This window comes from Acinetobacter calcoaceticus, assembly GCF_900520355.1.
Taxonomy (GTDB): domain Bacteria; phylum Pseudomonadota; class Gammaproteobacteria; order Pseudomonadales; family Moraxellaceae; genus Acinetobacter; species Acinetobacter calcoaceticus_C.
In genome coordinates, this window is sequence record NZ_LS999521.1 from 1,298,483 (window position 1) to 1,323,636 (window position 25,154).

At 38.4% G+C, this 25,154-nt stretch carries 27 protein-coding genes; 20 read left to right on the top strand and 7 right to left on the bottom strand.

All coding sequences use genetic code 11. The features are described from left to right. Positions 1–61: 61 nt before the first annotated feature. From AC2117_RS06165 to AC2117_RS06195, 7 genes are read left to right on the top strand one after another with little or no spacing between them, the layout of a single operon-like run. Positions 62–1,033: an acyl-CoA desaturase gene (locus AC2117_RS06165; RefSeq protein ID WP_133972649.1), complete on the top strand. Its 972-nt coding sequence runs from the start codon at positions 62–64 to the stop codon at positions 1,031–1,033. Beyond that, positions 1,030–2,292, top strand: a complete 1,263-nt coding sequence (locus tag AC2117_RS06170) for an NAD(P)/FAD-dependent oxidoreductase (RefSeq protein WP_133972651.1) — start codon at positions 1,030–1,032, stop codon at positions 2,290–2,292. Before AC2117_RS06165 ends, AC2117_RS06170 begins: the two co-directional genes overlap by 4 nt. A gap of 22 nt (positions 2,293–2,314) precedes the next feature. Continuing rightward, the gene (locus tag AC2117_RS06175; protein ID WP_133972654.1) at positions 2,315–3,106 is read left to right on the top strand and encodes a DUF1365 domain-containing protein; all 792 of its coding nucleotides are present in this window, start codon (positions 2,315–2,317) and stop codon (positions 3,104–3,106) included. Then, a complete protein-coding gene (locus tag AC2117_RS06180; RefSeq protein WP_133972656.1) occupies positions 3,103–4,302 on the top strand; it encodes an SAM-dependent methyltransferase in 1,200 nt (399 codons plus the stop codon). Before AC2117_RS06175 ends, AC2117_RS06180 begins: the two co-directional genes overlap by 4 nt. 29 nt (positions 4,303–4,331) lie before the next feature. Continuing rightward, entirely contained in the window at positions 4,332–5,111 is a 780-nt protein-coding gene (locus tag AC2117_RS06185; RefSeq protein ID WP_133972658.1) for a DUF1295 domain-containing protein, read from the top strand. 8 nt (positions 5,112–5,119) lie between these two features. Beyond that, entirely contained in the window at positions 5,120–6,169 is a 1,050-nt protein-coding gene (locus AC2117_RS06190) for an SAM-dependent methyltransferase (protein ID WP_133972660.1), read from the top strand. A 29-nt stretch (positions 6,170–6,198) separates the two neighbouring features. Further along, complete coding sequence (locus AC2117_RS06195) at positions 6,199–7,527, top strand: sensor histidine kinase (protein ID WP_133972662.1); 1,329 nt, start codon at positions 6,199–6,201, stop codon at positions 7,525–7,527. Here the strand turns inward: AC2117_RS06195 and AC2117_RS06200 are convergent. The 6 genes from AC2117_RS06200 to AC2117_RS06225 form a co-directional block, all read right to left on the bottom strand. After that, entirely contained in the window at positions 7,524–8,219 is a 696-nt protein-coding gene (locus AC2117_RS06200) for a response regulator transcription factor (RefSeq protein ID WP_133972664.1), read from the bottom strand. The two genes, AC2117_RS06195 and AC2117_RS06200, sit on opposite strands and share 4 nt — an antisense overlap. Positions 8,220–8,236: 17 nt before the next feature. Then, on the bottom strand, positions 8,237–8,731 hold the full coding sequence (locus tag AC2117_RS06205; protein WP_133972666.1) for a chalcone isomerase family protein: 495 nt from the start codon (positions 8,729–8,731) through the stop codon (positions 8,237–8,239). Then, complete coding sequence (locus tag AC2117_RS06210; protein ID WP_227549232.1) at positions 8,698–9,270, bottom strand: nuclear transport factor 2 family protein; 573 nt, start codon at positions 9,268–9,270, stop codon at positions 8,698–8,700. Before AC2117_RS06210 ends, AC2117_RS06205 begins: the two co-directional genes overlap by 34 nt. Before the next feature lie 158 nt (positions 9,271–9,428). Next, positions 9,429–9,923, bottom strand: coding sequence for a GNAT family N-acetyltransferase (locus AC2117_RS06215; RefSeq protein ID WP_133972668.1), 495 nt, complete (start codon positions 9,921–9,923; stop codon positions 9,429–9,431). Between the two features lie 10 nt (positions 9,924–9,933). Then, entirely contained in the window at positions 9,934–10,494 is a 561-nt protein-coding gene (locus AC2117_RS06220; protein ID WP_133972670.1) for a shikimate kinase, read from the bottom strand. A 32-nt stretch (positions 10,495–10,526) separates the two neighbouring features. Continuing rightward, the gene (locus AC2117_RS06225) at positions 10,527–11,180 is read right to left on the bottom strand and encodes an NUDIX hydrolase (RefSeq protein ID WP_133972672.1); all 654 of its coding nucleotides are present in this window, start codon (positions 11,178–11,180) and stop codon (positions 10,527–10,529) included. A gap of 143 nt (positions 11,181–11,323) precedes the next feature. On the opposite strand from AC2117_RS06225, the gene AC2117_RS06230 reads away from it, so the two are divergent. The 8 genes from AC2117_RS06230 to AC2117_RS06265 all read left to right on the top strand — a co-directional run bounded on the left by AC2117_RS06230 (position 11,324) and on the right by AC2117_RS06265 (position 18,609). After that, the gene (locus tag AC2117_RS06230; protein WP_133972674.1) at positions 11,324–12,067 is read left to right on the top strand and encodes an aspartate/glutamate racemase family protein; all 744 of its coding nucleotides are present in this window, start codon (positions 11,324–11,326) and stop codon (positions 12,065–12,067) included. A 136-nt stretch (positions 12,068–12,203) separates the two neighbouring features. After that, positions 12,204–13,190: a quinone oxidoreductase family protein gene (locus tag AC2117_RS06235; RefSeq protein WP_133972676.1), complete on the top strand. Its 987-nt coding sequence runs from the start codon at positions 12,204–12,206 to the stop codon at positions 13,188–13,190. Positions 13,191–13,201: 11 nt separating this feature from the next. Further along, on the top strand, positions 13,202–14,050 hold the full coding sequence (locus AC2117_RS06240) for a TauD/TfdA dioxygenase family protein (RefSeq protein WP_133972678.1): 849 nt from the start codon (positions 13,202–13,204) through the stop codon (positions 14,048–14,050). 60 nt (positions 14,051–14,110) lie between these two features. After that, entirely contained in the window at positions 14,111–15,163 is a 1,053-nt protein-coding gene (locus AC2117_RS06245; RefSeq protein WP_133972680.1) for a 3-keto-5-aminohexanoate cleavage protein, read from the top strand. A gap of 117 nt (positions 15,164–15,280) precedes the next feature. After that, positions 15,281–16,630, top strand: a complete 1,350-nt coding sequence (locus AC2117_RS06250) for an MFS transporter (protein WP_133972682.1) — start codon at positions 15,281–15,283, stop codon at positions 16,628–16,630. Next, a complete protein-coding gene (locus AC2117_RS06255) occupies positions 16,627–17,283 on the top strand; it encodes a DsbA family oxidoreductase (RefSeq protein WP_133972684.1) in 657 nt (218 codons plus the stop codon). The genes AC2117_RS06250 and AC2117_RS06255 overlap by 4 nt, the downstream gene beginning before the upstream one ends. Further along, positions 17,280–17,606: a Rieske (2Fe-2S) protein gene (locus AC2117_RS06260; protein ID WP_133972686.1), complete on the top strand. Its 327-nt coding sequence runs from the start codon at positions 17,280–17,282 to the stop codon at positions 17,604–17,606. The genes AC2117_RS06255 and AC2117_RS06260 overlap by 4 nt, the downstream gene beginning before the upstream one ends. Beyond that, positions 17,599–18,609, top strand: coding sequence for a YeiH family protein (locus AC2117_RS06265; protein ID WP_133972688.1), 1,011 nt, complete (start codon positions 17,599–17,601; stop codon positions 18,607–18,609). The genes AC2117_RS06260 and AC2117_RS06265 overlap by 8 nt, the downstream gene beginning before the upstream one ends. A gap of 108 nt (positions 18,610–18,717) precedes the next feature. Here AC2117_RS06265 and AC2117_RS06270 read toward each other — a convergent pair whose 3' ends face one another. After that, entirely contained in the window at positions 18,718–19,728 is a 1,011-nt protein-coding gene (locus tag AC2117_RS06270) for an AraC family transcriptional regulator (protein ID WP_133972690.1), read from the bottom strand. 291 nt (positions 19,729–20,019) lie between these two features. Between AC2117_RS06270 and AC2117_RS06275 the strand changes: the two genes are divergently transcribed. The 5 genes from AC2117_RS06275 to AC2117_RS06295 all read left to right on the top strand — a co-directional run bounded on the left by AC2117_RS06275 (position 20,020) and on the right by AC2117_RS06295 (position 24,968). Beyond that, on the top strand, positions 20,020–20,625 hold the full coding sequence (locus AC2117_RS06275; protein ID WP_133972692.1) for an RBBP9/YdeN family alpha/beta hydrolase: 606 nt from the start codon (positions 20,020–20,022) through the stop codon (positions 20,623–20,625). 103 nt (positions 20,626–20,728) lie between these two features. Continuing rightward, positions 20,729–22,558, top strand: coding sequence for a DUF1302 domain-containing protein (locus AC2117_RS06280; RefSeq protein WP_133976226.1), 1,830 nt, complete (start codon positions 20,729–20,731; stop codon positions 22,556–22,558). Positions 22,559–22,626: 68 nt separating this feature from the next. Continuing rightward, a complete protein-coding gene (locus tag AC2117_RS06285) occupies positions 22,627–23,037 on the top strand; it encodes a PH domain-containing protein (protein ID WP_133972694.1) in 411 nt (136 codons plus the stop codon). 70 nt (positions 23,038–23,107) lie between these two features. Continuing rightward, positions 23,108–24,481, top strand: a complete 1,374-nt coding sequence (locus AC2117_RS06290) for a PQQ-dependent sugar dehydrogenase (protein ID WP_133972696.1) — start codon at positions 23,108–23,110, stop codon at positions 24,479–24,481. Positions 24,482–24,512: 31 nt separating this feature from the next. Continuing rightward, entirely contained in the window at positions 24,513–24,968 is a 456-nt protein-coding gene (locus tag AC2117_RS06295; RefSeq protein ID WP_133972698.1) for a GNAT family N-acetyltransferase, read from the top strand. The last annotated feature ends 186 nt before the right edge of the window (positions 24,969–25,154 follow it).

The window sequence follows — 25,154 nt, forward strand, 5'->3', positions numbered from 1 at the left end:
AAATTCATTGCGCATTTTCTAAATTAGAACCAAAAGAAATGCTTTAGATCAGGAAGAATCAATGTCTAAATTTTTTCTGCGCTGGATCGATAGCTGGTCAGATTCAGAAAATGCGCAAGTGGGTACTTCTAGCGAATATGTCCTTGAAAAGAAAATTCAATGGTTAAGAATAATTCCTTTTATTTTATTGCATATCGCTTGTTTAGCTGTGTTTTGGGTGGGGGTATCTTGGTTTGCAGTTGTCTTCATGCTGGGGTTTTATTTTCTACGCATGTTTGCAATTACAGCTTTTTTTCACCGTTATCTTTCACATAAAACTTTTCAAACATCACGTATTGTCCAGTTCATTTTTATACTGATCGGAACCATGAGTGCACAGCGTGGGCCGTTATGGTGGGCAGCACATCACCGTTATCATCATTATTTTACCGACACCAATCAGGACCCACATTCAGCGAAAGCAGGCTTTTGGTATTCCCATGTAGGCTGGTTTTTGAATGAGCAGAATTTTGCTATTCGAAAAAAAGTGATTAAAGACTGGTTGAAATATCCTGAGCTGATTTGGCTTGACCGATTTAGTTTGCCTATTGTGATTTTTACAGCTTTGGCAATTTATGGTTTTGGTTCGTGGCTTGCGCAACATTTCCCTGAGTTGGGAACTAATGGCTTACAGCTTTTGGTGTGGGGATTTGTGGTTTCTACCGTTCTCTTAACGCATGCAACCTTATGTATTAACTCACTCGCACATCGTTATGGTTCACGAGAGTTTAATACCCCAGATGACAGCCGTAATAACTTTTTACTTTCTTTAATTACCTTAGGTGAGGGATGGCACAACAACCATCACTTTTACGCGGGTAGTGTGCGTCAAGGTTTTTATTGGTGGCAGATTGATATCACCTTTTATGTGCTCAAACTGATGTCTTTATTTGGTTTGGTGTGGGGACTAAAGCCAGTACCAGCGAAGGTCTATCAATATAAAAAGATTAAAGATCTACCGATAGAAAAAATTGAAAATGGGGAAGTGTTATGAAGATTGCCATTGTGGGTTCGGGTATATCGGGACTTTATGCTGCATGGAAATTGTCAAAACAACATCAAGTTACCGTATATGAAAAAAATAGCTATTTAGGTGGTCATACTGACTCTCATGAGCTGGATATAGAGGGCGCTAAAGTTGCGGTAGATAGTGGTTTTATTGTGTTTAATGACTACAACTATCCGTTATTTACCGACATGCTTAAAAATTTGGGAGTTGAAACTCAAAGCAGTGACATGAGTTTTTCGGTGAATAATCTGGTCAGTGGGCTTCAATATAACCCCTCAAAAAAATGGTCGCTCTTTGCCCGTCCGCAGAACTTTCTAAACCGTAAATTTCTACAAATGCTCTCAGATTTGCTGCGTTTTTATGATGATAATAAAAATATTGATGTAGCAGATTTTGACCCTAATTTATCTATTGAAGGCTATTTAGACCTACACAAATATAGCCATGAGTTCCGTTATGAGCATCTTTATCCGATGTGTGGGGCATTATGGTCGGCTCCGGTTGAGCAGGTAGGTCAGATCCCATATCGATTTGTCGTGAGCTTTTTTCAGCATCACCGCATGCTACAGCTAAAAGAGCGGCCACAATGGCAAACAGTCAAACACGGTTCAGCAAGTTATATACATGCTATTCAACAAAACTGTCCATCCATTGAGTGGAAATTTGCAGAAGTAAAAGGTGTGAGCCGTTCACAAGAAACTGTGTTTATCGAAACAACTGAAGGGCAAGCAGAATATGACTGGGTGATTTTCGCAAGCCATGCCGACGATAGCCTAAGTTTAATTAACGATGCTTCATCGCTTGAACGAGAAATACTAAGTCAATTTAGCTATCAAGATAATCACATGGTGGTTCACCGTGACACTTCAATTATGCCTAAAAGTCGTTTGCAGTGGGCAAGTTGGCATGTACATGTAACGCCAACATCGCAAGTTCAAAGCAATGAGTCCGACATACATTATGGTTTTACCTACTGGATGAATAATTTGCAGAATTTACCCTGCAATACTCAAGTTTTTTCTACTTTAAATCCGAATATGAAAATTAAAGCCGAAGACATCTTGGTTGAACGCCAATATCGTCATCCTGTGTTTGATACTAAAGCGATTCAAACTCAATCTCGTTGGCAAGAAATTAACGGACAAAACAGAACTTCATTTTGTGGAGCGTATTGGGGCTGGGGGTTCCATGAAGATGGTGCCCGCAGTGCAGCACGTGTTGTAGAGCAAATTTTACACTTATAGAAATAGGTAAGGAGCTTTTCAAATGTTATTAAATAAACTTGCTATAGCTCCTACACTTATTCGTCACCGACGCTATAGCCCCAAACAGCATCAATTCACATCGACCTTAAATTACTTATGGTTCGATCCAGATCAATTAAATGAGATTGCAAAAGATTGCTCACTTTGGTCAACCAATCATTGGAATGTCTTAGAACTATCCAAAAATGATTTTTTAAATATGTATCACGGGTCTATAAAGGAAAAAGTAGAAAAAGCGATACTGCAAAATAACAACTTACATATTAGACCAGACTGGCAAATCAGAGTATTGGCTTTACCTCGTTGTTTGGGTTTTCGGTTTAATTCGGTCGTATTTTATTTTGTTTTAAATAAAGCCGGAAAACCCGTATTTATTGTCAGTGAAATTACTAATACCCCATGGAATGAACGAAAAGTTTATATACATGACTGCTCAAAACAACAAAGAAATATGAGTGATTATCAGAGTTTCGATTTTCATTTTGAAAAATCATTTCATGTTTCGCCGTTTATGCCCATGCAGTTGACTTACCGCTGGCGATTTAGTTTTTCAGACCAGCAAAATGTCATTCACATGCAGCTCTTTGAAGAACAAAAACAAGTGTTTGATGCAACTATGCGGTTTGAACTTGTGCCCATCACATTTCCTTCACAGCAGTATCGATATGCTCTTATGAACAGCCTAGCCCCTTTTAAAATGTTGTTTTCAATATATTTAGAAGCATTTAAGTTGTGGCGAAAAAAAGTTCCATTTTATCGTCATCCTAAAAAGATCAAGGTAGATAAGACATGATAAAAACATTTCTTTATGGTGAAGATGACTCACTACCGTTACTGCTCAAGAGTCTTCTCAAACTACGTCATGGACAGATCACTTTTCAGGGCGCGTGGAGTGGTACGGTTGGCGAGGTTTCAGACTTACATGCTGTGATTGAAGTTCGCAATCCTTTGCTGATGGATCTCATTTTAAAAAATGGTGTTTTAGGAGCAGCTGAAGGCTATATCCGTGGTGATTGGAGCAGCGAACAACTTGTAGAGTTGGTTCAGATATTGGCACGTAATCGAGATGTATTAGACCAGTTTAACCAGAATGTTATTGCACAGGCGAGCCAGTTTTTTCTGAAGGGTTGGTATAAAAATAGAAAAAACTCTATAAGCGGGAGCCGTAAAAATATTGCTGAGCACTATGACTTAAGTAATGACTTTTTTAAATTATTTTTAGACCCGTCGTTAATGTATTCGAGCGCCGTTTTTGAAAGTGAAAACATGTCACTCGAAGACGCATCTGATTTTAAAAAAGAGCTCATCTGTAAAAAGTTAGATTTAAAACCAATGGATCATTTGGTTGAAATTGGAAGCGGTTGGGGCGGTTTTGCCATTTATGCAGCCCAACATTATGGCTGTAGAGTGACCACCATTACCATTTCACAAGCTCAATACGATGAAGCCGTTACTCGTGTAAGTGAAGCTGGGTTGGCACATCGAATTGATGTGCAATTAAAAGACTATCGCTTGCTCGAAGGAAAGTTCGATAAGTTAGTTTCAATTGAAATGGTTGAGGCCGTTGGCGCGCAATATTTATCAACATATTTTGATCAGTGCAAAGCGCTGTTAAAACCGAAAGGTTTGGCATTTATTCAAGCCATTACCATTGAAGATTTTCGTTATAAAAAAGCATTAAATACAGTCGATTATATTAAGCGTTATATTTTTCCTGGTAGCTTTATTCCTAGCGTGAGTGTATTGACTCAAACCGCCTCTGAAAGTGGTTTAAGGCTAAAGCATTTAAATGACATCGGTTTAAGTTATGCAAAAACAATTCATCACTGGCGAGCACGGTTTTTAATCGCACGGGAGGAAGTATTGGCTCTGGGTTTCGATGAAAACTTCATTCGCATGTGGGATTTCTATTTATGTTATTGCGAGGGTGGTTTTAAAGAAGGCGTGATAAGCAATGTTCACTTGTTGTTTGAAAGTAGCAATTACTAACTCGAACACATCAAGCAAGGAGACTGCTCATGTTTTGGAATTTACTGATTCTAGATTTAATGATCATGTTGCTGAGCTGGCTACTTGCCACTGCAAATGGTCGAGCTGGAATTGTAGATGCCGCATGGAGCTGCTGTCTGGCAGTAAACATTATTGTGTCTTCTTTACTCATTTCAGTAGCTCCAGTTGAAGTGCGACTTTTTGTCGGTATTTTTAGCAGCTTATGGTTTTTAAGACTATTTTGGCACCTGTTAAGACGTTATCAATCCGAACAAAGAGAAGATGGTCGTTACGCGAACATGCGTCAAGCCATGGGTAAGTTCCAGCACGTTGGCTTTTTATTATTTTTTATCTTTCAAACCTTTTTGGTGCTTTTGTTCTTTTTTCCGATGTGGACGCTACTCAATGTAGAGGCAACTACATGGAGTGGCGGATATAAAATCGCTTTAGTGATTGCTGCTGTCATCATGGTGATTGCCTTTATTGGAGAGCAGCTCTCTGATCAGCAGTTATACCGATTTAAATTAAATCCAGAACATCATGGCAAAACGATGGATCAGGGTTTATGGCGTTATTCACGTCACCCAAATTATTTTTTTGAATGGTTACACTGGTTTGCCTATCCAATCATTGGTTTAGCTGCGGGCCAGTATTTATTGTGGATTTATCCGTTACTGATGTGGCTATTTTTATACTACGTCACGGGTATTCCATTTAGTGAAAAACAAGCAATTAAAAGCCGCGGTCAAAATTATCTTGATTATCAACAAAAAACATCAATGTTTATTCCGCGAAAACCCAAAAAATAGGTGCGCATATGGATTTTATTGTTCATCAGTCTTTAAAAATTGTTGAAAGTGGTGTGATTCCAGATCATGCAATTCGGGCAGCAATCCGTGCTTTAAGCAAAAAGCGCTTAATTCAAGAAGGGCGTTATGACCCTGAACAAGGGGCACAGCGGTATATGGATGTGCTTAATATGCTGAAACGGAGCGAAATCGCCGTTGAAACGGACAAGGCAAATGAGCAGCACTATGAATTGCCGACTGAGTTTTTTCAGGCAGTGCTTGGAAAAAGACTCAAATATAGTGCTTGCTATTTTCCGACTAAAACAACAACTTTAGATCAAGCAGAAGAGCTCGCACTTCAGCTTTACTGTGAAAGAGCACAACTTAAAAACGGCCAACATATTTTAGAGCTAGGCTGTGGATGGGGTTCTCTAACATTATGGATGGCAGAAAACTATCCGCGCTCACAGATTACTGCTGTTTCAAACTCTGCAACCCAGAAAAAGCATATTCTTGGGCAAGCAAAGTTGAAGGGTTTAACGAATCTTGAAGTGCTCACATGTGATGTGAATGTGCTCGAATTAGACCAAGATCAGTTTGATCGGGTTGTATCGGTTGAAATGTTTGAACACGTTCGTAACTATCAACGTCTTTTTGAGAAAATTCAGGGATGGTTGAAGGCAGATGGGCTACTTTGGTGTCATATTTTTTGCCATCGCTTTTTACATTATCCTTTTGAAGTAAAATCAGATTATGATTGGATGTCCAAGTATTTCTTTACTGGTGGTTTAATGCCTGCGACGTCAACTTTTTTACATTTTCAAGAGCATTTAGAATTGGCTCAACAGTGGCAGTGGTCGGGTGAGCACTATATGAGAACCGCAAATGCTTGGCTTGATAATATGGATAATCAAGAAGTTGAATTGAAGCCTCTGTTTAAAAAAATCTATGGAAAAGATGCCAATATTTGGTGGCAACGTTGGCGTATTTTTTTCATGGCTTGTGCTGAGCTGTTTGGTTTTGAGCAAGGACAAGAATGGGTCATTGGTCACTTTTTATTTAAAAAGAGAGCATTGTAATTTCTACAGCCTATCCCGGCGATAAAGATATGATAAGAACTCGACATGATGGCAAATCTAGTCATCCATTAGCCAAAATGTTCAATCGATATTATTGGTTGCAGATTGGTCTGATTGCATTATCGATCGTGGTCGGGTTGGCTTGTAGTGCATGGGTCATTAAAGGCTCTTTACTTAAAACCGCTTTAGAGCAGGAAATGGAGCATTACTGGTTACGTATAGATCGTGACCCAAATGCAGATTTACCGGATACGAAAAATTTATATGGATATCGGTGGAATACAGAGATTGCACCTCAACCATTTCGGGGCATGCATTTAGAGAGTGGGGTACATCGAATCTTTGTTGATGGTAAAGAGCGTATGACGGTCTATGGTGAGCGTAATGGTCAGCATGTTCTGTTGGTATTTGGCGAGAGCAATGTCAATAAGCTGATCTGGCTATTTGGGCTGGCTCCGCTCATGTTTAGTTTGTCTGTGCTATATAGCTTTTTATGGTGGTCAAATCGAAAAGCCAGACGCTATTTTTCCCCAATTACACGCTTGGCAAATGCTTTAGAAAATATCGATTGGGCACATCAAGATACCCAAGCATCTCCTTTTAGAGATATTAATACCAATGGCAACATGGAAGCAGAATATCTCAAGCAAGCCTTAGAAAAATATCATCAAGTTTTAAGTGATTTTATTCGACGCGAAAGGGAATTTACGGGAGATGTGAGCCATGAATTACGCACTCCGCTTACGATTTTAAAGGGTAATGTGCAACTTTGTCAGGCGAAATATGGAGAGGATAAAGCCTTAGTTCGTCTTCATAATACGATTGAGGATATGCAGTTATTAGTCGATACCTTACTGGCGATTGCACGTAATACAGTAAAAAGCTTACCGTCTGAGAAGAATTTTTTATCTAGAATTGTGAAGGATCTAGTCGAAAGTTTACAAGCAGTGAGTGAGAGTAAGGGAATTCATATTCATATTCAACCCGACCTTTCTGAACAGCCGCGCTGGTTATATCCCTCTATGACTAAAATGGTTTTAAGCAATATTTTACGTAATGCATTGAACTATTCTCAAGGCTCACAAATCGATATTATTCAACAAAAAAACAGCCTAATTATTGCTGATAATGGAATTGGAATTTCTCTACCTAATGATGTGAAAGTACAAGAGCTCAGTGACTCCCAACTTTCTTTAAAAGTTAAAGGCCATGGAATTGGTTTGCAATTGGTGCAAAAGCTTTGCAAACAATTAGGATGGCGAGTGGAGTTGTTTGATCGGCAGTACTATTTAGCTACTCATCCTGAGTTGGACTTAGAACAGGCAACAGGTTTAATTGTTGTGGTCTATTTGAGCTAACTTACAGAACTGTCTAAAGCAATTTTTAAACCGACGCCTGCCACTGTATGTAATAGCTTAGGGTCAAAAGGTTTATCAACCATTTTTCTTAAGTTATATATGTGACTGCGTAATGCATCACTTTCAGGTTCTTCATCGCCCCATAACTCCATCATCAGTTCTTGTTTGGTCACCACTTTTGGAGATTGACGCATCAAAATTTTTAATAATTTAAATTGAATAGGCGGCAATTCGATATTATTTCCGGCACGAATAACTGTTTGGGTTGCGCTATCAAGAATTAAGTCATGAATCTGAATTTTATGGTGAGTAACTTCGCCAGCTGCTCTTTTAATTAATGCACGAATCCGCATCACTAATTCATTAAAATCAAAGGGTTTAACCAAATAATCATCTGTTCCAGCGGTAAAGCCTTTAAGTTTGTCATCTAAAGTATCTCTTGCTGTCAGCATAAGGACAGGAATATCAACACCTTGTTCGGTGCGGAGCCAGTTACATAGGTCATAACCTGAGCCGTCCGGTAAGTTTATATCGAGCAGCAAAAGATGATAATGCTGCGATTTGAGAAAAGTCCGTGCAGCATCTAAATTACGCGCATGATCGATGATATAACCATGCACTTCAAGAAATTCGCAGACGGTTGCTGCAAGTTCAAAATGGTCCTCAACCATGAGGATAAAATGATTACCCATAAGATTTTATTAAGCCATTAATTTAATAATTGTTGTTTCAATTTAGCATTAAATGGTTCGCTACCAAACCAGATTTTAAAATATTGATTTGCATTCGGATTGTTTAAAGAACCGAGTAGCTTCTGGTTTAATTTTAGTTCCAGTTTTTGATTTTCTTGCTGGTAATACAAACTATATAAGTCTCCATTTTTGATGGGTCTATAAAGTTCATTAATATGATTAAGCGGAGATTTTGCATCAAATCCACTAATATTTTTCTTTAAATAATGGGTTGCTGCGCGCTTAAATGCCCACTCGGGAATATCGAGGTTATAGCTAAAGTCCATTTTGATGCTTTGACTCTGCCAATTTTTTAAGCAATCTTCAGCAAAGTAACTGACATTTCCCACCTTTTTACTCGTGACCATTAAAGGTGCTGAACTGCATTTTTTCAGTTCAGCCGCATTCGCTTGAGATACGATCAAGATTCCCAGAAATATTAAGACTCGACTTTTTTGAACGGCAATATCCATTTATAGACTCCTCCAAAGATTGGTAAAGAACGGTAGAGACCATTCGCCGGATCCCAATAATCTTGCTGGAAAATAATTTTTTGCTGATCATTAATCTTAATTTGACTAATTCCATAAGAAGCCATGGTTTTTGAACGACCTAACATTTTAAAGTCATAGGTCATGTACCAATGGATATAGGCTGTATCTTGATGGTGAGTTGCACTAATGAGTTTTACAGTGACATTACTTACTCTGGCATTCATGCCTTCAAAATGTTTGATCAGATCTGTTTTCTGAGAGAACTGCGAGAGTGTGTCGTTAATATAAAGCTGATCAGCATAGAGACTACCTGCATTGTTTACAAAAGAAGGGGTGCCAAGTGTATTAAATGCGGCAACAAAACGATTACCGATATCTAACGCCTCTTCGTCATTTAATATTATTCCATTAATTTTTTGTTCAGCTTTGCCGTAGTCACCTGAGTAGCTAGGCACACTTTTACACGCTGTTAAACCTACCAAGGTAATCAGCCCTAGGGCTGTGGTTATAATTTTCATGTCTATATCCGAGCCAACTTTATAAGATTAAATTAAAGAGCTGGTCGTGAAGTTTGCGTGAATTCTTATGTTTTTAGATTGACGTTTAGAGGCTGGTTTTTTAGAAAGGGTTAGATATCATCTCTCTCAAAATATTTTTGAAATAATGCTTTAAAAATTTACAGTTCTTTCCTGAAAAAGATAACATCCATATTTAAGAAGTTAGACGAATTCACTTTTATAAAACCGAGTTTATTTAATAGGTTGTGGGCGGGCAAATTATTTTCTTCTGAGAAAGCGATAACATGCTTAAAGTTTCGATTTTTCATGTCTTCTAGTAACTTAAGTGAAGCTTCAACAATATAGCCTTTATTTCGTTCACTTTTAATAAGCCTAAAACCTAGTTCAGCTTCCGTTTGACCATTAACTTCACACGTTTCAAAACCACAATAACCAATAATTCTGTGTGTTTCTTTTAAGATGATAGCCATTTTGCCAAAATTGTAATTTTTATAATGTTCTAAAATTTCTAAAAATCGACGAGTTGCAGCTTCAGTAGACAAAGCACCGTAAGGCGAAAAGGCCATAAAATCTTTGTTTTGAAACATCTCAATCATGATGGATAAGTCTTTATCGAGGAATGGTTTTAAAATTAAGCGATCTGTCTCTAACATAGTGTTCTTATTAAATGGTTTGAAAAGTATTTTTATCTATAAAGATTTTTTTGGATAGCTCAAATGCTATTTTTGAAGGTTCTTCATTTGTTAAAAACCTTTGGCATTTTAAGTTTATATATAAAGGAAATCTGTTTCTAATTTTCTTTTCTTCACTCCATGAAGAGCAATTTAAATATTCTCTTTGTAGTTGTCTTCTTACAATTTCCTTCACGCAAATTTCAAGCTCGAAAGAAGGTAAAAGTAAAAAGGTCAAAGAACTTTCTTCAATCTGAGCTTTGATCTCATGATAACTATCCATAAGTTCATTAGGGTAAGTCATAAATCCTGAGGAACATACAATTATGTTTATAAGATCAGGGTTTATAGTTGTTATTAGACTTCTATATAACTCAATGTTTTTAATAGCATATTCTTTATAACTATATTTGGCTATAAATTGAGAAATATCTCCTATTTTAAGCATAAAGTGCTCATCTAAATCATAATAAATAGCACCGAAATCTATAGCAAATTGTTTAGCAAGACTTGTTTTTCCAGCTCCACCTGGACCAATGAAATGTATAAGCAAGAGGCAACTTCCTTTATTAATTCAGCCTTATTTCACCAATAAATATAGTTTATGTTTTCACCAGAAATCTGTCTCATAGCAGCGATGAGCAATCTTTCAATTATCTTATCAAGAGCTAGATAATTTGGAGGAAAACTCTCTAACGTAATAACATCGGTACTTATTTCCCATAAGTTTTCTTTAACTCTCATACTCTTTTTTATTTGAATAGAATTTGTTTTTTGTTGAAGTAAATCAATACAATCATTTATTGGAGCTTCTACAAATCCTACTATCTCATTATCTTTCGGCTTGAGCTCGGATAAATCAATATTTAAAGGCAATAAAAAGATATGTTGAAATTCATTTGCAATGTAATTTTCTGCTATATGGCAAGCCGTTTGTCGAATTCCAATAGAAATTAATTGATTAAATCTCACATCAATTCCTAATTCTTCTTGGCATTCTCTTATGCCATCTTCAATGGTTTCACCTGCCTCGTAATGCCCACCAACAGAGATATCAAGAAAACTTTTTCTGTCGAAAGTATAGTTATCAGAATTTTTTAGCTGAAAATAAACATATTGAGTTGATGGGTTGTATACAAGGCAAGTAAAAACCCTATGCCATAGTCCCAATTGATGCGCTAATTTTTTATTAACAACACCCATGTATTCGTAATTATCATTAAATATATCAATATCCATGTTATTTTTTAATCGACTATAAAGTTTAAGAACATATTTTATGTGGTTTATAAGATAGAAATTAAAAGAAAGCAATTTTATTCTAGCTGCGCTTTACTCATAAGAGATATAGATAACTTTTGAATAAATAGAAGGATTCAATAATGAAAACAATTGGTTTATTAGGTGGAATGAGTTGGGAATCTACAGCGCTTTATTATCAACAAATTAATAAAATGGTTCACGGTAAATTAGGAAAATTGCACTCTGCTAAGGTCATTATTAATAGTGTGGATTTTGAAGAAATCGCAGCCTTACAAGCGAAGGGTTTATGGCAAGAAGCTGGCGCATATTTAGCTGAGCAAGCACAAAATTTAGAAAAAGCAGGGGCAGAGTGTATTTTGGTGTGTACGAACACCATGCATAAAATTGCATCGCAGATTGAGGATGCTATTACGGTTCCTTTCTTACACATCGCTGATGCGACAGCAAAAGAAATTGTGAGTCAAAACATTGGTAAAGTCGCACTGTTGGGAACAGCTTTTACAATGGAGCAAGATTTTTATAAGGCTCGACTACAGGAGCATGGAATTGACGTGATGATTCCAAATGAAGCCGACCGAAAGATAGTACATCGTATTATTTATGAAGAACTTTGTTTAGGTGTAATAAACCCAGATTCAAGGCAAAAATACGAGACTATTGTAGAGGCGCTTATAGCTGAAGGCGCAGAAGGAATTATCTTGGGTTGTACCGAAATTTGTATGTTGATTGGTGAGCTTAAATTCTCGGTTCCTTTATTTGATACGACTGCCATTCATGCAAAAGAGGCGGTGAGTTTTAGCTTAAATGAAAATAAAAACTCTAATGGTACCAATCTACGCATGACTGCTGGGAGTATTCTTTAGCAATATTTCAAATATCCTTTGTCATTAATCGTTAAGCCTGTGTCGTCAAATGTAAAGTGGCACATATCCTACTTATTGTAGTTTGAGTTATTGCTGTTATAGGCACTTAATAAAAAACCAAAATATGGGATAGGACATGACGTTGACGAAAGCTATACGTTTCTATGGAACAGGAACGCCTGAAGTAATGCGCTATGAAGATGTAGAAGTAGGAGACCCAAAAGCTGGAGAAGTACGCCTACGCCATGTGGCAGTCGGTTTAAATTATGCCGATACATATTTTCGTAATGGAACATATAAAATTCCAATGCCTAATGGCATGGGTGTCGAGGCTTCTGGTGTTGTCGAAGCTTTAGGTGAAGGGGTCACTCAGCTTAAAGTGGGTGATCGGGTCACTTATACAGGTTTTTTAAATACTTTAGGTGCATATAGCACCAACCGTCTAATTTCAGCAGATGCGCTGATTAAATTACCCGAAGAAATTTCTTGTGAAACAGCGGCAGCCATGACCATGAGAGGGTTGACCGCTGCTTATCTAATGCGCCGTATTTATAACTTTAAAGCTGGCGATTCAATTTTATTGCATGCAGCTGCAGGCGGTGTTGGGTTGATTGTTTCTCAATGGGCTAAATTACTTGGCTTAACAGTTATCGGTACCACATCTTCTGAAGAAAAAGCTGCCGTAGCACGAGCTCATGGTTGTGATCATGTCATTAATTATAGCCATGAAAATGTTGCTGAACGTGTACGCGAGCTAACTGGTGGCGTTGGTGTAAATGTCGTTTTCGATAGTGTCGGTCAAGCCACTTTCATGAGTTCATTAGATTCTCTAAAACGCCGTGGTTTATTAGTCTGTGTAGGCACTGCATCTGGTCCAATTCCTGCTTTTGATCCGGTATTACTTGCCATAAAAGGTTCACTGTTTGTAACGCGTCCAGCTTTAGCAGATTACATTGCAGATCCTGCCGAGAAAAAAGAACTGGCCAATGAATTATTCGATCATGTTCGACATGGACGAATCAAAATTGAAATTAATCAGCGCTATGAGCTAAAGGATGCCGTGCAAGCTCATCGTGATTTAGAAGCACGTAAAACAATAGGTTCATCAATTTTTGTAATTTGAAGGGATTTCTTATGCAAATTGAACAGCTAACTTGCAATATTGGTGCAGAGTTAAGTGGTATAAAACTGTCTGATGCAATTTACGACGATGGTTTATTTTCTGAAATTCGTACCCAACTGCTTAAACATCGTGTTTTGTTTTTACGAGATCAACATTTAACCCGTCAGGATCATGTCGCATTTGCAGAAAAATTCGGGCAATTAGAAGCTCATCCAGCGGTCAGGAGCCATCCTGATCATCCTGGTTTATTGCAGATTTATAAAAGCCCCGAAAGTCCAGTTGATCGTTATGAAAATTCTTGGCATAGCGATGCAAGCTGGCGCAAGGCCCCACCTATGGGATGTGTGCTGCATTGTGTTGAATGTCCATCTGTAGGTGGCGATACAATGTGGACAAATATGGTCATGGCCTATGAGTTTTTACCTGAAGATATTAAGGATAAGATTGCAGACTTACGTGCGTACCACAGCATAGAAGCGAGTTTTGGCGCTGCGTTGCCACTTGAGAAGCGTTTGGAATTAAAAGAAAAGTTCCCCGATGCAGAGCATCCAGTGGTACGTACTCATCCTGAAACGGGCGAGAAAATTTTATACGTCAACGCGTTTACCACCCATTTCAGTAACTATCACACCAAAGAGCGAGTCAGATTTGGACAAGATGCCAATCCGGGCGCAGCTGAACTACTACGTTACTTAATTTCTCAAGCCTATATTCCAGAGTTTCAAGTACGCTGGCGTTGGAAGCCTAACAGTATTGCAATTTGGGATAACCGCAGTACACAACACTATGCCGTGATGGACTATCCGCCATGTCATCGAAAAATGGAACGGGCCGGCATTATTGGTGACGCAACCTATTAAATCTACAGATTAAAAAATTCTATCTGATTGAAAATTCATAAAATATATAAGGAGATGCACATGCAATTCTTTGACGATTCTTTGCACCCAGAAAATATGGAAAAAGTGGTAATCACGGTTGCGCCGTATGGACCGGAATGGATGCCTGAAGACTTTCCCGAAGATATTCCTGTGACCATGGATGAGCAAATACAAAAAGCGGTCGAGTGTTATGAAGCGGGTGCTACGGTGCTGCATTTACATGTCCGTGAGCTTGATGGCAAAGGCTCTAAACGTCTCTCAAAATTTAATGAACTCATCGCAGGTGTTCGTGAAGCTGTGCCTGACATGATTATTCAGGTGGGTGGTTCGATTTCATTTGCACCAGAGAGTGAAGGTGAGGCGGCACTATGGCTAAGTGATGACACTCGACATATGTTAGCCGAACTTACACCAAAACCTGATCAGGTCACGGTAGCTATTAACACCACCCAAATGAATATTATGGAATTGCTCTATCCTGAATATTTAGAAGGGACTTCATTGGCACATCCAGCGACTCAGGCAGCCTATGCTGAGATGACCGTGCCAGCTGGTCCAGCATGGGTAACTGAACATATTAAGCGCTTGTGTAAAAACAATATTCAACCACACTTTCAGTTAACGGGAATGCATGGTCTTGAAACCCTAGAACGTATGGTGCGTAAAGGGTTGTATATGGGGCCGTTAAACTTAACTTGGATTGGAATTGGTGGTGGTTTTGATGGTCCAAACCCATTTAATTTCTTTAATTTTATTCATCGCGTACCTGATGGGTGTACTTTGACATCCGAATCTCTGCTCAAAAATGTATTACCTTTTAACACCATGTCGATGGCAATGGGGTTACATGCTCGTGTAGGTAACGAAGATACGATTATTGATCATCACGGACGCCGTTTTTCCTCTGTAGAGCAAATTAAGCAAACCGTTCGGATTGCCCATGAATTAGGTCGTGAAATTGCATCAGGAAAAGAAGCTCGTGAAATTTACCGCATTGGGGTGCAATACAACAGTATCGAAGAAACCCTAATCGCAAATGGTATGGCACCCAACCGTAAAGCAGGGCACAAAGGCGTTCCTCAGCGTAACTAATGTAACAAGGTCTAATGGAATTTAGACCTTAATTGTAGTGCAGCTTATTTGCTTTGAGTTTAAAGATGTAATGCTGCACTCGCTCAATAGAAATTATAAAAAATACAAGGAGGTCTTATGAATGCGCATCAGTATTCAGATCAGATGAGCGATGTTGATACGTCAATCAGTATACCTCGTCGTTATGCATGGCTTGTTTTTGCTTTAACTTTTGGTTTACTCATTTCAGATTACATGTCACGGCAAGTATTAAACGCAGTCTTTCCGTTGCTCAAAACTGAATGGTTACTCAGTGACAGCCAGCTAGGTTTGCTCAGTGGCATTGTCGCCTTAATGGTAGGTTTATTGACTCTGCCGTTATCTTTATTAGCAGACCGTTTTGGACGAGTTAAAAGCTTGGCCATTATGGCGGCATTATGGAGTTTAGCGACTTTAGGGTGTGCACTTGCTGAAAACTATGAGCAAATGTTTATTGCTCGTTTTATGGTTGGTGTAGGTGAGGCGGCCTATGGCAGTGTTGGTATTGCAGTGGTTGTAGCTGTTTTTCCAAGGGAAATGCGTGCAACACTTGCTAGTGCTTTTATGGCTGGCGGTGTATTCGGTTCATTTTTGGGTATGGCCTTAGGTGGTGTTCTCGCTCAGCACTTTGGCTGGCGTTGGGCTTTTGGCGCTATTGCTTTATTTGGCCTCATTTTGGCTTTTCTATATCCAGTTCTAGTCAAAGAAAAAAGAATAGCTTCTTCACATCAAAATAAGAATCGTAGCAAAACCAAGCACATTCAAAGTCCTTTAAAAACTTTATATTCAAGTCGTTCAGTCATTGCCACTTACATTGGTAGTGGGTTGCAACTATTTGTTGGTGGCACGGTGATTGTCTGGATGCCGAGTTATCTCAATCGCTATTACGGCATGAGTACTGACAAAGCAGGTGTAATGGCAGCAGTGATTGTACTCTGTAGTGCTGTAGGTACAATTCTATGCGGTATGTTATGTGATTATTTGGGCCGTAATTGTCCTGATCGTAAGGTTAGTTTAGCCATTACATACTGCTTGGTCAGTTGTGTGCTTTTATTAATTGCTTTTGCTGTGCCTGCGGGGCGCAGCCAGTTACTTCTAATTTGCCTTGGAATGTTTATTGCCCTAGGAACCAATGGTCCATCCAGTGCCATGGTAGCCAATCTCACACATAACTCAGTTCATGGCTCTGCGTTTGCAACGCTCACCTTAGCTAATAATTTTCTGGGTTTAGCGCTTGGTCCTTTGGTCGTTGGCAAAGTATCTGATGTGATCGGTTTACACAGCGCATTTCAGCTGATGCCATTGGTCAGTATTGCAGCCGCTGCCGTATTTTTTTATGCCAAACGCCATTATCACAAAGATATTGCACGCTTTGAACAGCAAGGAATGACTGAACTTAAAAATCATTCAGATAACCAAATACAAAAATGTAGGATGAATAATAAATGATGATTCGGCAATTACACATTGATGTATTTTTTGACTTTATTTGTCCTTGGTGTTTGATCGGAAAACGTCAGTTACTGATCGCTATAAATAGATTTTATCAGCTTCACCCTAGCGTCAAAGTTGTCGTGCATTGGCGAGGTGTTCAGCTCATACCAGACTTGGCAGTTGAAGGAGTGCCTTTTCAAACATTCTATTTGAAAAGATTAGGTAGCTTGACAGCAGTTCACATGAGACAGGAACAAGTCAATAAAGCCGCAAATAAGGTTGGCCTCAAAATCGATTTTGAACAGATTAAACGCATGCCAAACACGGCTAAGGCTCATCGCTTATTTGATAAAGCTTTAAAGATCGGTACTCCTGAGCAGTGCAATATGCTGTTAGAACAGCTCTTTGCTGCATATTTTTATGATGGCTTAGACATTGGAAATACCACCACTTTATACAAAATCGCGAAACGTTGTGGCTTCCCACCTGAGCTAATCAAAAATTTACTTATTCAAGATCATCAAGATTTTATCTCTGCAAGTACAGGAGGTAATGGTGTGCCTTACTTTATTTTTGATCGGGCCTCTGCATTAGTTGGAGCGCAATCAGCAGATGCACTTTATCAAGCGATGCACGAGGCACTTGTTGTTCAGGGAGAATTAATGTGACTACTCGATTTGAAGTACCTCTAGACAAAATACCGAATTCAGGCGAACGGGCTTTTTTTAAAGTCGGAGATAAAACTCTTGCGCTATTTAATATTGCGACTCAATTTTATGCAATCGATGACAGTTGTCCTCATCAGGGCGCATCGCTATTTAGCGGACGTTTAGAAGGACGAGTAATTCAGTGCTGTGCCCATGGTCTACGCTTTGATTTAACAAATGGCTGTTTAGTTAATTCTTCTCAGCTCAAAGTTGCAACCTATCCCGTAGAAGTGATTGAGGAAAAAGTATTTATTGTGATGGGTTCTGGGGAAAATCATGGCTAGCTTAGTTTTGAAAAATTTTACCCAGCGCACACGAGAATTAGCACCGGGTTTTGTGGTCAGTTCAGTCGTTGCTGCGGCTGCCTGTTTTTTATCTGAGCACTATGGTGCCCCAGTCATGTTATTTGCCTTACTGCTAGGTATGAGTCTAAATTTTTTAGCAGCCGAAAGTAAATGTAAGGCAGGTATTGAATTCACCGCACGTACTGTGCTTCGAATGGGTATTGCCTTACTCGGCATGCGTATAACTTTAGGACAAATCACTGCACTAGGGTGGCAGCCTGTAGCCTTAGTCATAACTCTGGTTATTGTAACAATCGCCGTTTCAGTGATTGCTGCTAAAATTTTAGGTTTCCAAAGACTATTTGGTATGTTGACCGGTGGATCAACCGCAATTTGTGGTGCTTCAGCTGCGCTAGCATTGTCAGCTGCCTTTCCAAATCATCCCCAAAAAGAAAAAGCGACCTTGTTTACTGTCATTGGGGTCTCTGCACTTTCAACATTAGCAATGATTGTCTATCCAATGATTGCGAAGTGGTTAGAGCTATCGCCACAAGCTGCGGGTGTCTTTCTCGGAGCTACCATTCATGATGTAGCGCAAGTGGTGGGAGCAGGTTATAGCATGTCTACCGAAACAGGTGATACTGCGACTGTAGTTAAACTGATGCGTGTAGCAATGTTACTTCCAGTGATTGTTTGTGCGGCAATGATTACCCGCATGCAAGGTGCAGATACAATGGGGGAGCGTCCACCATTACTGCCTTGGTTTGCAGTTGGCTTTTTAATACTGGCTTGTATTAACAGTACAGGGTGGGTACCAGTAATGATTCAAAATGGAATAAACGATTTATCACGCTGGTTTTTAGTCATCGCAATTAGTGCTTTGGGTATGAAAACTCAGTTGAAAGAATTGGCATCTGTCGGGATTAAACCAATTCTTCTCATGGTCGGTGAAAGCATATTTTTAGTGGTATTAGTTTTAGCCTTAATGCACTTTTGGTTTTAAGTTAATTTTAAATCTTTAGAGGAGGTTCTGGGTTATTCACAAAACTTCTTCTTTTATTTAAAGCTGTTTTGAATCAATTCATCTTCTTTACTCTAAATACACCCGTGTTTAATTCAGTAGCGATTTGTTATGACTACGCCACATATTCGGTGACATCCCAAATTGATTAATGAACCAACGCGTAAAAGAGCTCGGCATCGAATAACCTAAAATATCAGACACTTGAGCGAGTGAATAATTTAGATTTTTTAAATAGCGCAATACGAGGTCTTTACGTACTTCATTGATTAAATCACTAAAACTCGTCTGTGCTTCTTCTAAGCGACGCTGTAAGGTCCGGACATGAAGACCATGTGTTTGAGCGACTTGATCAATCGTAGCGCGACCCATTGGTAAAAGAAGATAAATACTTTTACGAATATCAAAAATCATGGTTGATTCATTACTATTCTGTAAAATATCTAAATAACGCTGTGCATGGTTGGCCATAGCCAGATTTGCTTGAGGATTTGTTGTATCAAGTTCGGCCGCGGTACAAACAATACCATTAAAGTCACTTCCAAATTCTAAGGCACAGCCAAAAATCCGCCGATGGAGGGTTAAATCGCTTGGTGGATTATGGGTGAAGTGAACACTTAATGGTCGCCATTTTTGCATCAGTAACGCTGCACAAAAACGATGGGTAATTCCTAAAGCAAGTTCAGTGGCTTGACGACTATATCCGCAAGTTGTAGTCACGACTTCTTCTCGAATAACCACCGTATCATCGACTTCCTCAATATAAATCTCAAGTGAGTTATTGAGTAAATTCCTATAACGAACAATCGTTTGTAAGGCATCTCGTAAAGTGTGCTGATAATTTAACAAAAGGCTAATTTCACCAAAATCTGCAATTTCGCGTTGCTCTGCCATATGTAAACCGAAAACATCGCAGCTACTCATTTGGGCTGAGTCTTCAAGCAAGGTAATGGCTTTATCTACAGGAATGCGTTGTTTAAGATCATTTAATTGAGTTTGACTAAGCCCAACACGTGATAATAAATGGTAGGGGTTTAGATCTAATTGTTGAGCAACTGCCAAATAATTTTTTAAAGAGGCCGTATGCGCAAGAGGTACCATTTTATTATCTCCTTGTTCTTAATCAGCCATATTCCTTACAGCTCATATCTAGTTATAACCAAAATATACACATTACAAAAGCTTTTATTTAAGAGCTTAATTGTTAAGTACGCTTAATTTGAAACTTCTTCTCTTAAGTTAATTGTAATTACAAAAATTATTTTAATGAATTTAAGAAATTTTAAAAAGATGTGTCGTCAAATGAAAAGTCCGTGACGCCTTATGTACACCATTAACTGAAATGAGCCTTTATTGTGAATGGAGTTTTATAAAAATTCTTGTGCATCCTAGATGGCAAAGTTCACAGGCGTCAAAATGGAAAAAATACAAACCAGAGCAACGATTTTAATTATTCCGGGGTTACGCGACCACGTTCCCGAGCATTGGCAAACGATCTTAGAAACAAGACTAGCGAAGGTTCGCTCCGTACCACCTGTACAAACCAATAAACTCAATTGTGAAAATAGAGTTGCTGCCATACAAGTACAGCTCGAACAAATACAAGGTCCTGTCATTTTAGTTGCCCACAGCGCGGGTGTTCTGATGACTATACACTGGGCTGCCAAACATCAAAGACCAATTCAAGGTGCTCTACTTGTTACCCCACCTGACTTAAACGAAAGTTGGCCTGCAAATTATCCGAGCCCAGTCGTACTTCATCAAGAAGGATGGAACCCTTTACCTCATCAAAAGTTACCTTTCCCTAGCATTTTGGTTGCAAGCACCAATGACCATTTAGCTCGCTATGAAGCTGTAAGTGATATGGCAGAAAAATGGGGTAGTCAACTCGTAAATTTAGGTGCGGTGGGACATTTGAACCCTGCATCAGGCTTTGGTTATTGGCCCTTAGCTGAGCAATTTATTCAACAGTTAGATCAGGGGGAACAACCTGCGTAGTACGAAAAAAATACCTGCTTATGTAAACCATTTAAAAGCCAATGGATGGCTTTGAGTAATAAGCAATAAATAAGAACAATCATATTTACAGGGAGATAATATGATGAGGCATTACGTATATTTAAATCAAACAAACCAACATATTTTATATATTCAAAAAATAGGTGTTTCATTAAGTCTGATTTTATTCATGTCTAAAGCAAATGCAGCTAGTTTTGATGTTGATAAAGACTGGAAGTTCGATACAAAAACGACATTAAGCCTTGGTGCCAGTTGGAGTACACAAGATCCATCCGTTTCATTACTTTATCGGCCTGACGCTAATAAAATAGGTAAGCAAGGTTCTAGCATTGATGTGAATGGTGATGATGGGCGCATGAATTTTAGTAAATATGATGCCATCTCACAGATCATTAGAGGCATAACTGAAGTCAAATTAAATGGAAAACAGCAGGGTGCGGTCATCAGTACTAAATACTGGTATGACCATGCCTATGAGACAGGAGAAGGAGACTTTAAACCCTTTAATGATTCAGCGTGGCCAAGGCTCGCAAAGTTCAAAGGAATTGATTTATGGAATGCCTATATATGGAAAGATTTTGAACTTAACAATGGACGAACTATAAACTTAAAACTGGGTAAACAGACTTTAAGTTGGGGGAAATCTCAGTTTTTCCAAAACGGTTTAAATTCGGTGAGTGCATTCGATTTTGCTGCAATCAACCGACCAGCTGGTGATGCAAAAGAAAGAATCATTCCAACCGGAATGTTCTCATTTGATACAAGCATTAATAAAAATTTGAAAATAGAAGGATTCTATCAATTTAAATTTAGGCCTTCAGTTGTTGATGGCAGCGGGACTTTCTTTGAGATTTCAGACTTTGTTCCCGAAAACGCGGGACCAGTTCTGATTGCTGGAGGGGGTGATAAGTTATCTGATACGGCAGTGCGTTTAGGTAGTTATATTCCACGTGCAGAAAGTAGAAAAGCAAAGGACAATGGCCAATATGGTATTGCTTTAAAACAGACATTACCAAGTTTAAATAATGCTGAGTTAGGTATTTACTATGCGAATTATCATAGCCGTAATGCAAACTTTGATGGAACGGCAGTAACAGCGCGGGGGCCAGAGCATTTTAATACCGCAAGTTATTTTTCTATCTATCCTGAAAATATAAAAATGTTTGGATTAAGTCTGACTGGGAAAGTTGGCACCACAACAGTTTTCAGTGAATTAGCACACAAGCCCAATCAACCTTTGCAATTAAACGGTACCGACATTGTGTATGCTCAAGTGTTATCGGATGGCACACCATTTTCCCCTCCAGGGGAAACTGTTGAATTAGGCCAATATATTCAAGGATATGTACGTTTACCTGTAACACAATTTTCGGTCGGAGCAACTGACAGCATATTTAATATTTTGGGCGCAAATTCGATGACATGGTCTACAGAGTTTGCCTTAAATCATATCGCAGATATTGGTAATCATCGAATAGGTCGGACAGGTGCATTTGGCCGTAGTGAGCTTTCAACAGGTGCTTATAATCCCGAAACAGGCGACTTTAAATGTACGCCGTATGGTACAGCTCATCTTACAAATGCAGAAATTGACAACTTAAATGAACGTTTTTGTAATAAAAATGGATTTTTTAATGAATGGTCATTTGGTTACCGATTACGTGGCGCATTAAGCTATCAAGATATTTTACCTTCTACAGTTATTACTCCAAGTCTTAGTTTTAGACATGACGTTCATGGATATAGCCAAAACTTTCAAGAAGGTCAAATGAGTGTAAGTGCCGCGTTATCTATGACTTACCAACAAAAATATACAACAGAGATTGCCTATAATAACTTTTTTGGTTCTAATGAATTTAGCACCATAGATGATCGAGATTTTATATCTTTAACATTTAGAGCTAATTTTTAGTTTAATTGTTTTCTTAAAAATTATAGAAAGCCCCTTTATAAATGAGATTTTAGAATGGAGAATAACTTTTGAAATTTAGATCAAAAATTGATTGGTGGCTTTTATTAATATTTATTGTTACTACTGCCATCATTGTTATGAAAATTTATGAAGCAAATCATAATTATTCTTTAGCTTCAAATTTTCCGCATCTCATTATTTATAGTTTAATTATTTTTGTCATTTGGCTTCCAATTTTTAACACTTATTACGTAGTAGAAAACGACACCTTAATTATTAAGAGCTTGGTATTCCGATGGAAAATTAATATTAATGATATTACTCAAATAGAACCTACTCATAATCCACTTTCATCTCCAGCGCTCTCATTAGATCGACTCAAAATTTATTATATGAAAAATGGAGAAGTCGCATCAGTGATGATTTCTCCGAAAGATAAAGAAGGTTTTTTTCAAGCGATAAACAAAAGACCCAATTAAAGTTTCTTGTTTAATTACCTATATCAATTACGCTATTTCCATGACGACAAAAAATAAATGGAGATAACCCATGCCTACACGTTTTTTACTGCCAATTTTTGGCACTACGGTTTTAATTATATTAGCTGGATGTGCTTCATCCTCTCAATATTCTATTAACGAGAGCTATGGGCCTGAACCAAAATTGCCTGAGCCTAAATCAAGTTTATTTCCAACCGTGAATATAGCACCAGCAGAAGGCTGGCCGAGTGGTGTTATGCCAACGCCTGCAGAAGGTCTGAAGGTAAAAGCATTTGTACAAGGGCTTGAACACCCGCGTTGGCTTTATGTGTTACCAAATGGTGATATATTGGTGGCTGAAACAGATGCTCCGTCTAAACCAGAAGATGGTAAAGGGATTAAGGGTAAAATTATGACTTTCGTGATGAGACGTGCAGGATCATCTCATCCGAGTGCTAACCGTATTAGTTTACTTCGTGACACCAATGGAGACGGAGTAGCTGATCAAAAAACCGTATTTCTCAAAGATTTGAATTCCCCATTTGGTATGGCACTGGTAGGTAATAACCTGTATGTCGCCAATACCGATTCACTTATGCGTTTTCCTTATCAAGAGGGCGAAACTCAAATTACAGCAAGTGGAACTAAAGTATTGGACTTACCGGGCGGTCCTTTAAATCACCACTGGACCAAAAATGTGATCGCTAACCCAGCAGGTACAAAGCTTTATATTACCGTCGGTTCTAACAGTAATGTTGCTGAAAATGGTATGGAAAAAGAAAAAGGTCGAGCACAAATTATGGAGTTTGATATTGCAAGTGGTCAGTCACGTCCATTTGCAACGGGACTGCGTAATCCAAATGGTATGGCTTGGCAACCTCAAAGCGGAAAACTCTGGACGGTTGTTAATGAGCGTGATGAAATTGGCAGTGATTTAGTCCCTGACTATATGACGTCAGTTCAAGATGGTGCTTTTTATGGCTGGCCTTATAGCTACTATGGTCAACATGTAGATATACGAGTAAAACCACAAAATCCTGAAATGGTTGCGCGTGCAATTAAACCTGATTATGCACTAGGTAACCATACTGCTTCTTTAGGCCTTACATTTTACGCAGCCGAACTCATGCCACAATTTCGTGGTGGTGCATTGATTGGTCAGCATGGTTCATGGAACCGTAAACCGCATAGTGGTTATAAGGTAGTGTATGTGCCATTTAGAAGTGGTCAACCATCTGGGCCGCCTCAAGATATTTTGACTGGATTCCTCAGTGATAAAGGTAAAGCTTATGGGCGTCCTGTAGGTGTAGCAATAGATTTTTCTGGGGCAGTGTTAGTCGCAGATGATGTGGGCAATACTATTTGGCGAGTTTCGCCAGTTGCAGAGACGACTTATGAGAGTCCAACCAAACAGCCAGTTAACAGCTCATTAGCTCAACCTTAAACTGAAGATTGATTAAAGATAGGTTTATTTTATGGAAATATTACGGTTATCTGACCATCCTAAATATAAAGAAATGGCTGCACATTGGTTTTCCGGAAAGTGGCAAGTACCTGTAGAAGCCTATCTTGACAGTATTCAGATTTCCATTGATCAAAAGCATATTGTTCCACAGTGGTATGCCGTTTTAGACGAAAATAATCGTTTAATTGCTGGTGCAGGAGTTATTGATAATGACTTCCATGAGCGCAAAGATTTAACACCAAATTTATGTGCTTTATTTGTAGAAGAAAATTATCGAAATCAAAATATTGCAAAGAAAGTTTTAGATTTTATACGTCAGGACTTAAGTAATCACGGCATCAAAACACTTTACTTAATAACAGACCATACTGAATTTTATGAAAAATGTGGCTGGCAATTTCTAACTATGGTGAAAGATGACGAGGGTGAGATGGTCCGTATGTATGTAGCAGAAACTTTCCAATAGAATTTCAATACCATCTAAAAGAGAAGTTTTCATATGGAAGGCTTCTCTATATTAAAAAATGCTTTTATTGCTTAATGTTTGAAATGCAGAGAGAGAAATATTATTTGACTTTAATAAGTTGATTTTTAAGAGGAACTATAAAAAATAATTAAATTTTTAAATATTTGAGGTTTTATAAAAACTATT

Coding starts and splice junctions, on each gene's coding strand:
- AC2117_RS06210 (WP_227549232.1), bottom strand. CDS start 9,270: ATGAAAATTATAACCACAGCCCTAGGGCTGATTACCTTGGTAGGTTTA.
- AC2117_RS06195 (WP_133972662.1), top strand. CDS start 6,199: ATGATAAGAACTCGACATGATGGCAAATCTAGTCATCCATTAGCCAAA.
- AC2117_RS06170 (WP_133972651.1), top strand. CDS start 1,030: ATGAAGATTGCCATTGTGGGTTCGGGTATATCGGGACTTTATGCTGCA.
- AC2117_RS06225 (WP_133972672.1), bottom strand. CDS start 11,180: ATGGATATTGATATATTTAATGATAATTACGAATACATGGGTGTTGTT.
- AC2117_RS06280 (WP_133976226.1), top strand. CDS start 20,729: ATGAGGCATTACGTATATTTAAATCAAACAAACCAACATATTTTATAT.
- AC2117_RS06215 (WP_133972668.1), bottom strand. CDS start 9,923: ATGTTAGAGACAGATCGCTTAATTTTAAAACCATTCCTCGATAAAGAC.
- AC2117_RS06255 (WP_133972684.1), top strand. CDS start 16,627: ATGATGATTCGGCAATTACACATTGATGTATTTTTTGACTTTATTTGT.
- AC2117_RS06290 (WP_133972696.1), top strand. CDS start 23,108: ATGCCTACACGTTTTTTACTGCCAATTTTTGGCACTACGGTTTTAATT.
- AC2117_RS06230 (WP_133972674.1), top strand. CDS start 11,324: ATGAAAACAATTGGTTTATTAGGTGGAATGAGTTGGGAATCTACAGCG.
- AC2117_RS06250 (WP_133972682.1), top strand. CDS start 15,281: ATGAATGCGCATCAGTATTCAGATCAGATGAGCGATGTTGATACGTCA.
- AC2117_RS06205 (WP_133972666.1), bottom strand. CDS start 8,731: ATGGATATTGCCGTTCAAAAAAGTCGAGTCTTAATATTTCTGGGAATC.
- AC2117_RS06185 (WP_133972658.1), top strand. CDS start 4,332: ATGTTTTGGAATTTACTGATTCTAGATTTAATGATCATGTTGCTGAGC.
- AC2117_RS06265 (WP_133972688.1), top strand. CDS start 17,599: ATGGCTAGCTTAGTTTTGAAAAATTTTACCCAGCGCACACGAGAATTA.
- AC2117_RS06235 (WP_133972676.1), top strand. CDS start 12,204: ATGACGTTGACGAAAGCTATACGTTTCTATGGAACAGGAACGCCTGAA.
- AC2117_RS06295 (WP_133972698.1), top strand. CDS start 24,513: ATGGAAATATTACGGTTATCTGACCATCCTAAATATAAAGAAATGGCT.
- AC2117_RS06240 (WP_133972678.1), top strand. CDS start 13,202: ATGCAAATTGAACAGCTAACTTGCAATATTGGTGCAGAGTTAAGTGGT.
- AC2117_RS06275 (WP_133972692.1), top strand. CDS start 20,020: ATGGCAAAGTTCACAGGCGTCAAAATGGAAAAAATACAAACCAGAGCA.
- AC2117_RS06270 (WP_133972690.1), bottom strand. CDS start 19,728: ATGGTACCTCTTGCGCATACGGCCTCTTTAAAAAATTATTTGGCAGTT.
- AC2117_RS06165 (WP_133972649.1), top strand. CDS start 62: ATGTCTAAATTTTTTCTGCGCTGGATCGATAGCTGGTCAGATTCAGAA.
- AC2117_RS06200 (WP_133972664.1), bottom strand. CDS start 8,219: ATGGGTAATCATTTTATCCTCATGGTTGAGGACCATTTTGAACTTGCA.
- AC2117_RS06245 (WP_133972680.1), top strand. CDS start 14,111: ATGCAATTCTTTGACGATTCTTTGCACCCAGAAAATATGGAAAAAGTG.
- AC2117_RS06180 (WP_133972656.1), top strand. CDS start 3,103: ATGATAAAAACATTTCTTTATGGTGAAGATGACTCACTACCGTTACTG.
- AC2117_RS06190 (WP_133972660.1), top strand. CDS start 5,120: ATGGATTTTATTGTTCATCAGTCTTTAAAAATTGTTGAAAGTGGTGTG.
- AC2117_RS06175 (WP_133972654.1), top strand. CDS start 2,315: ATGTTATTAAATAAACTTGCTATAGCTCCTACACTTATTCGTCACCGA.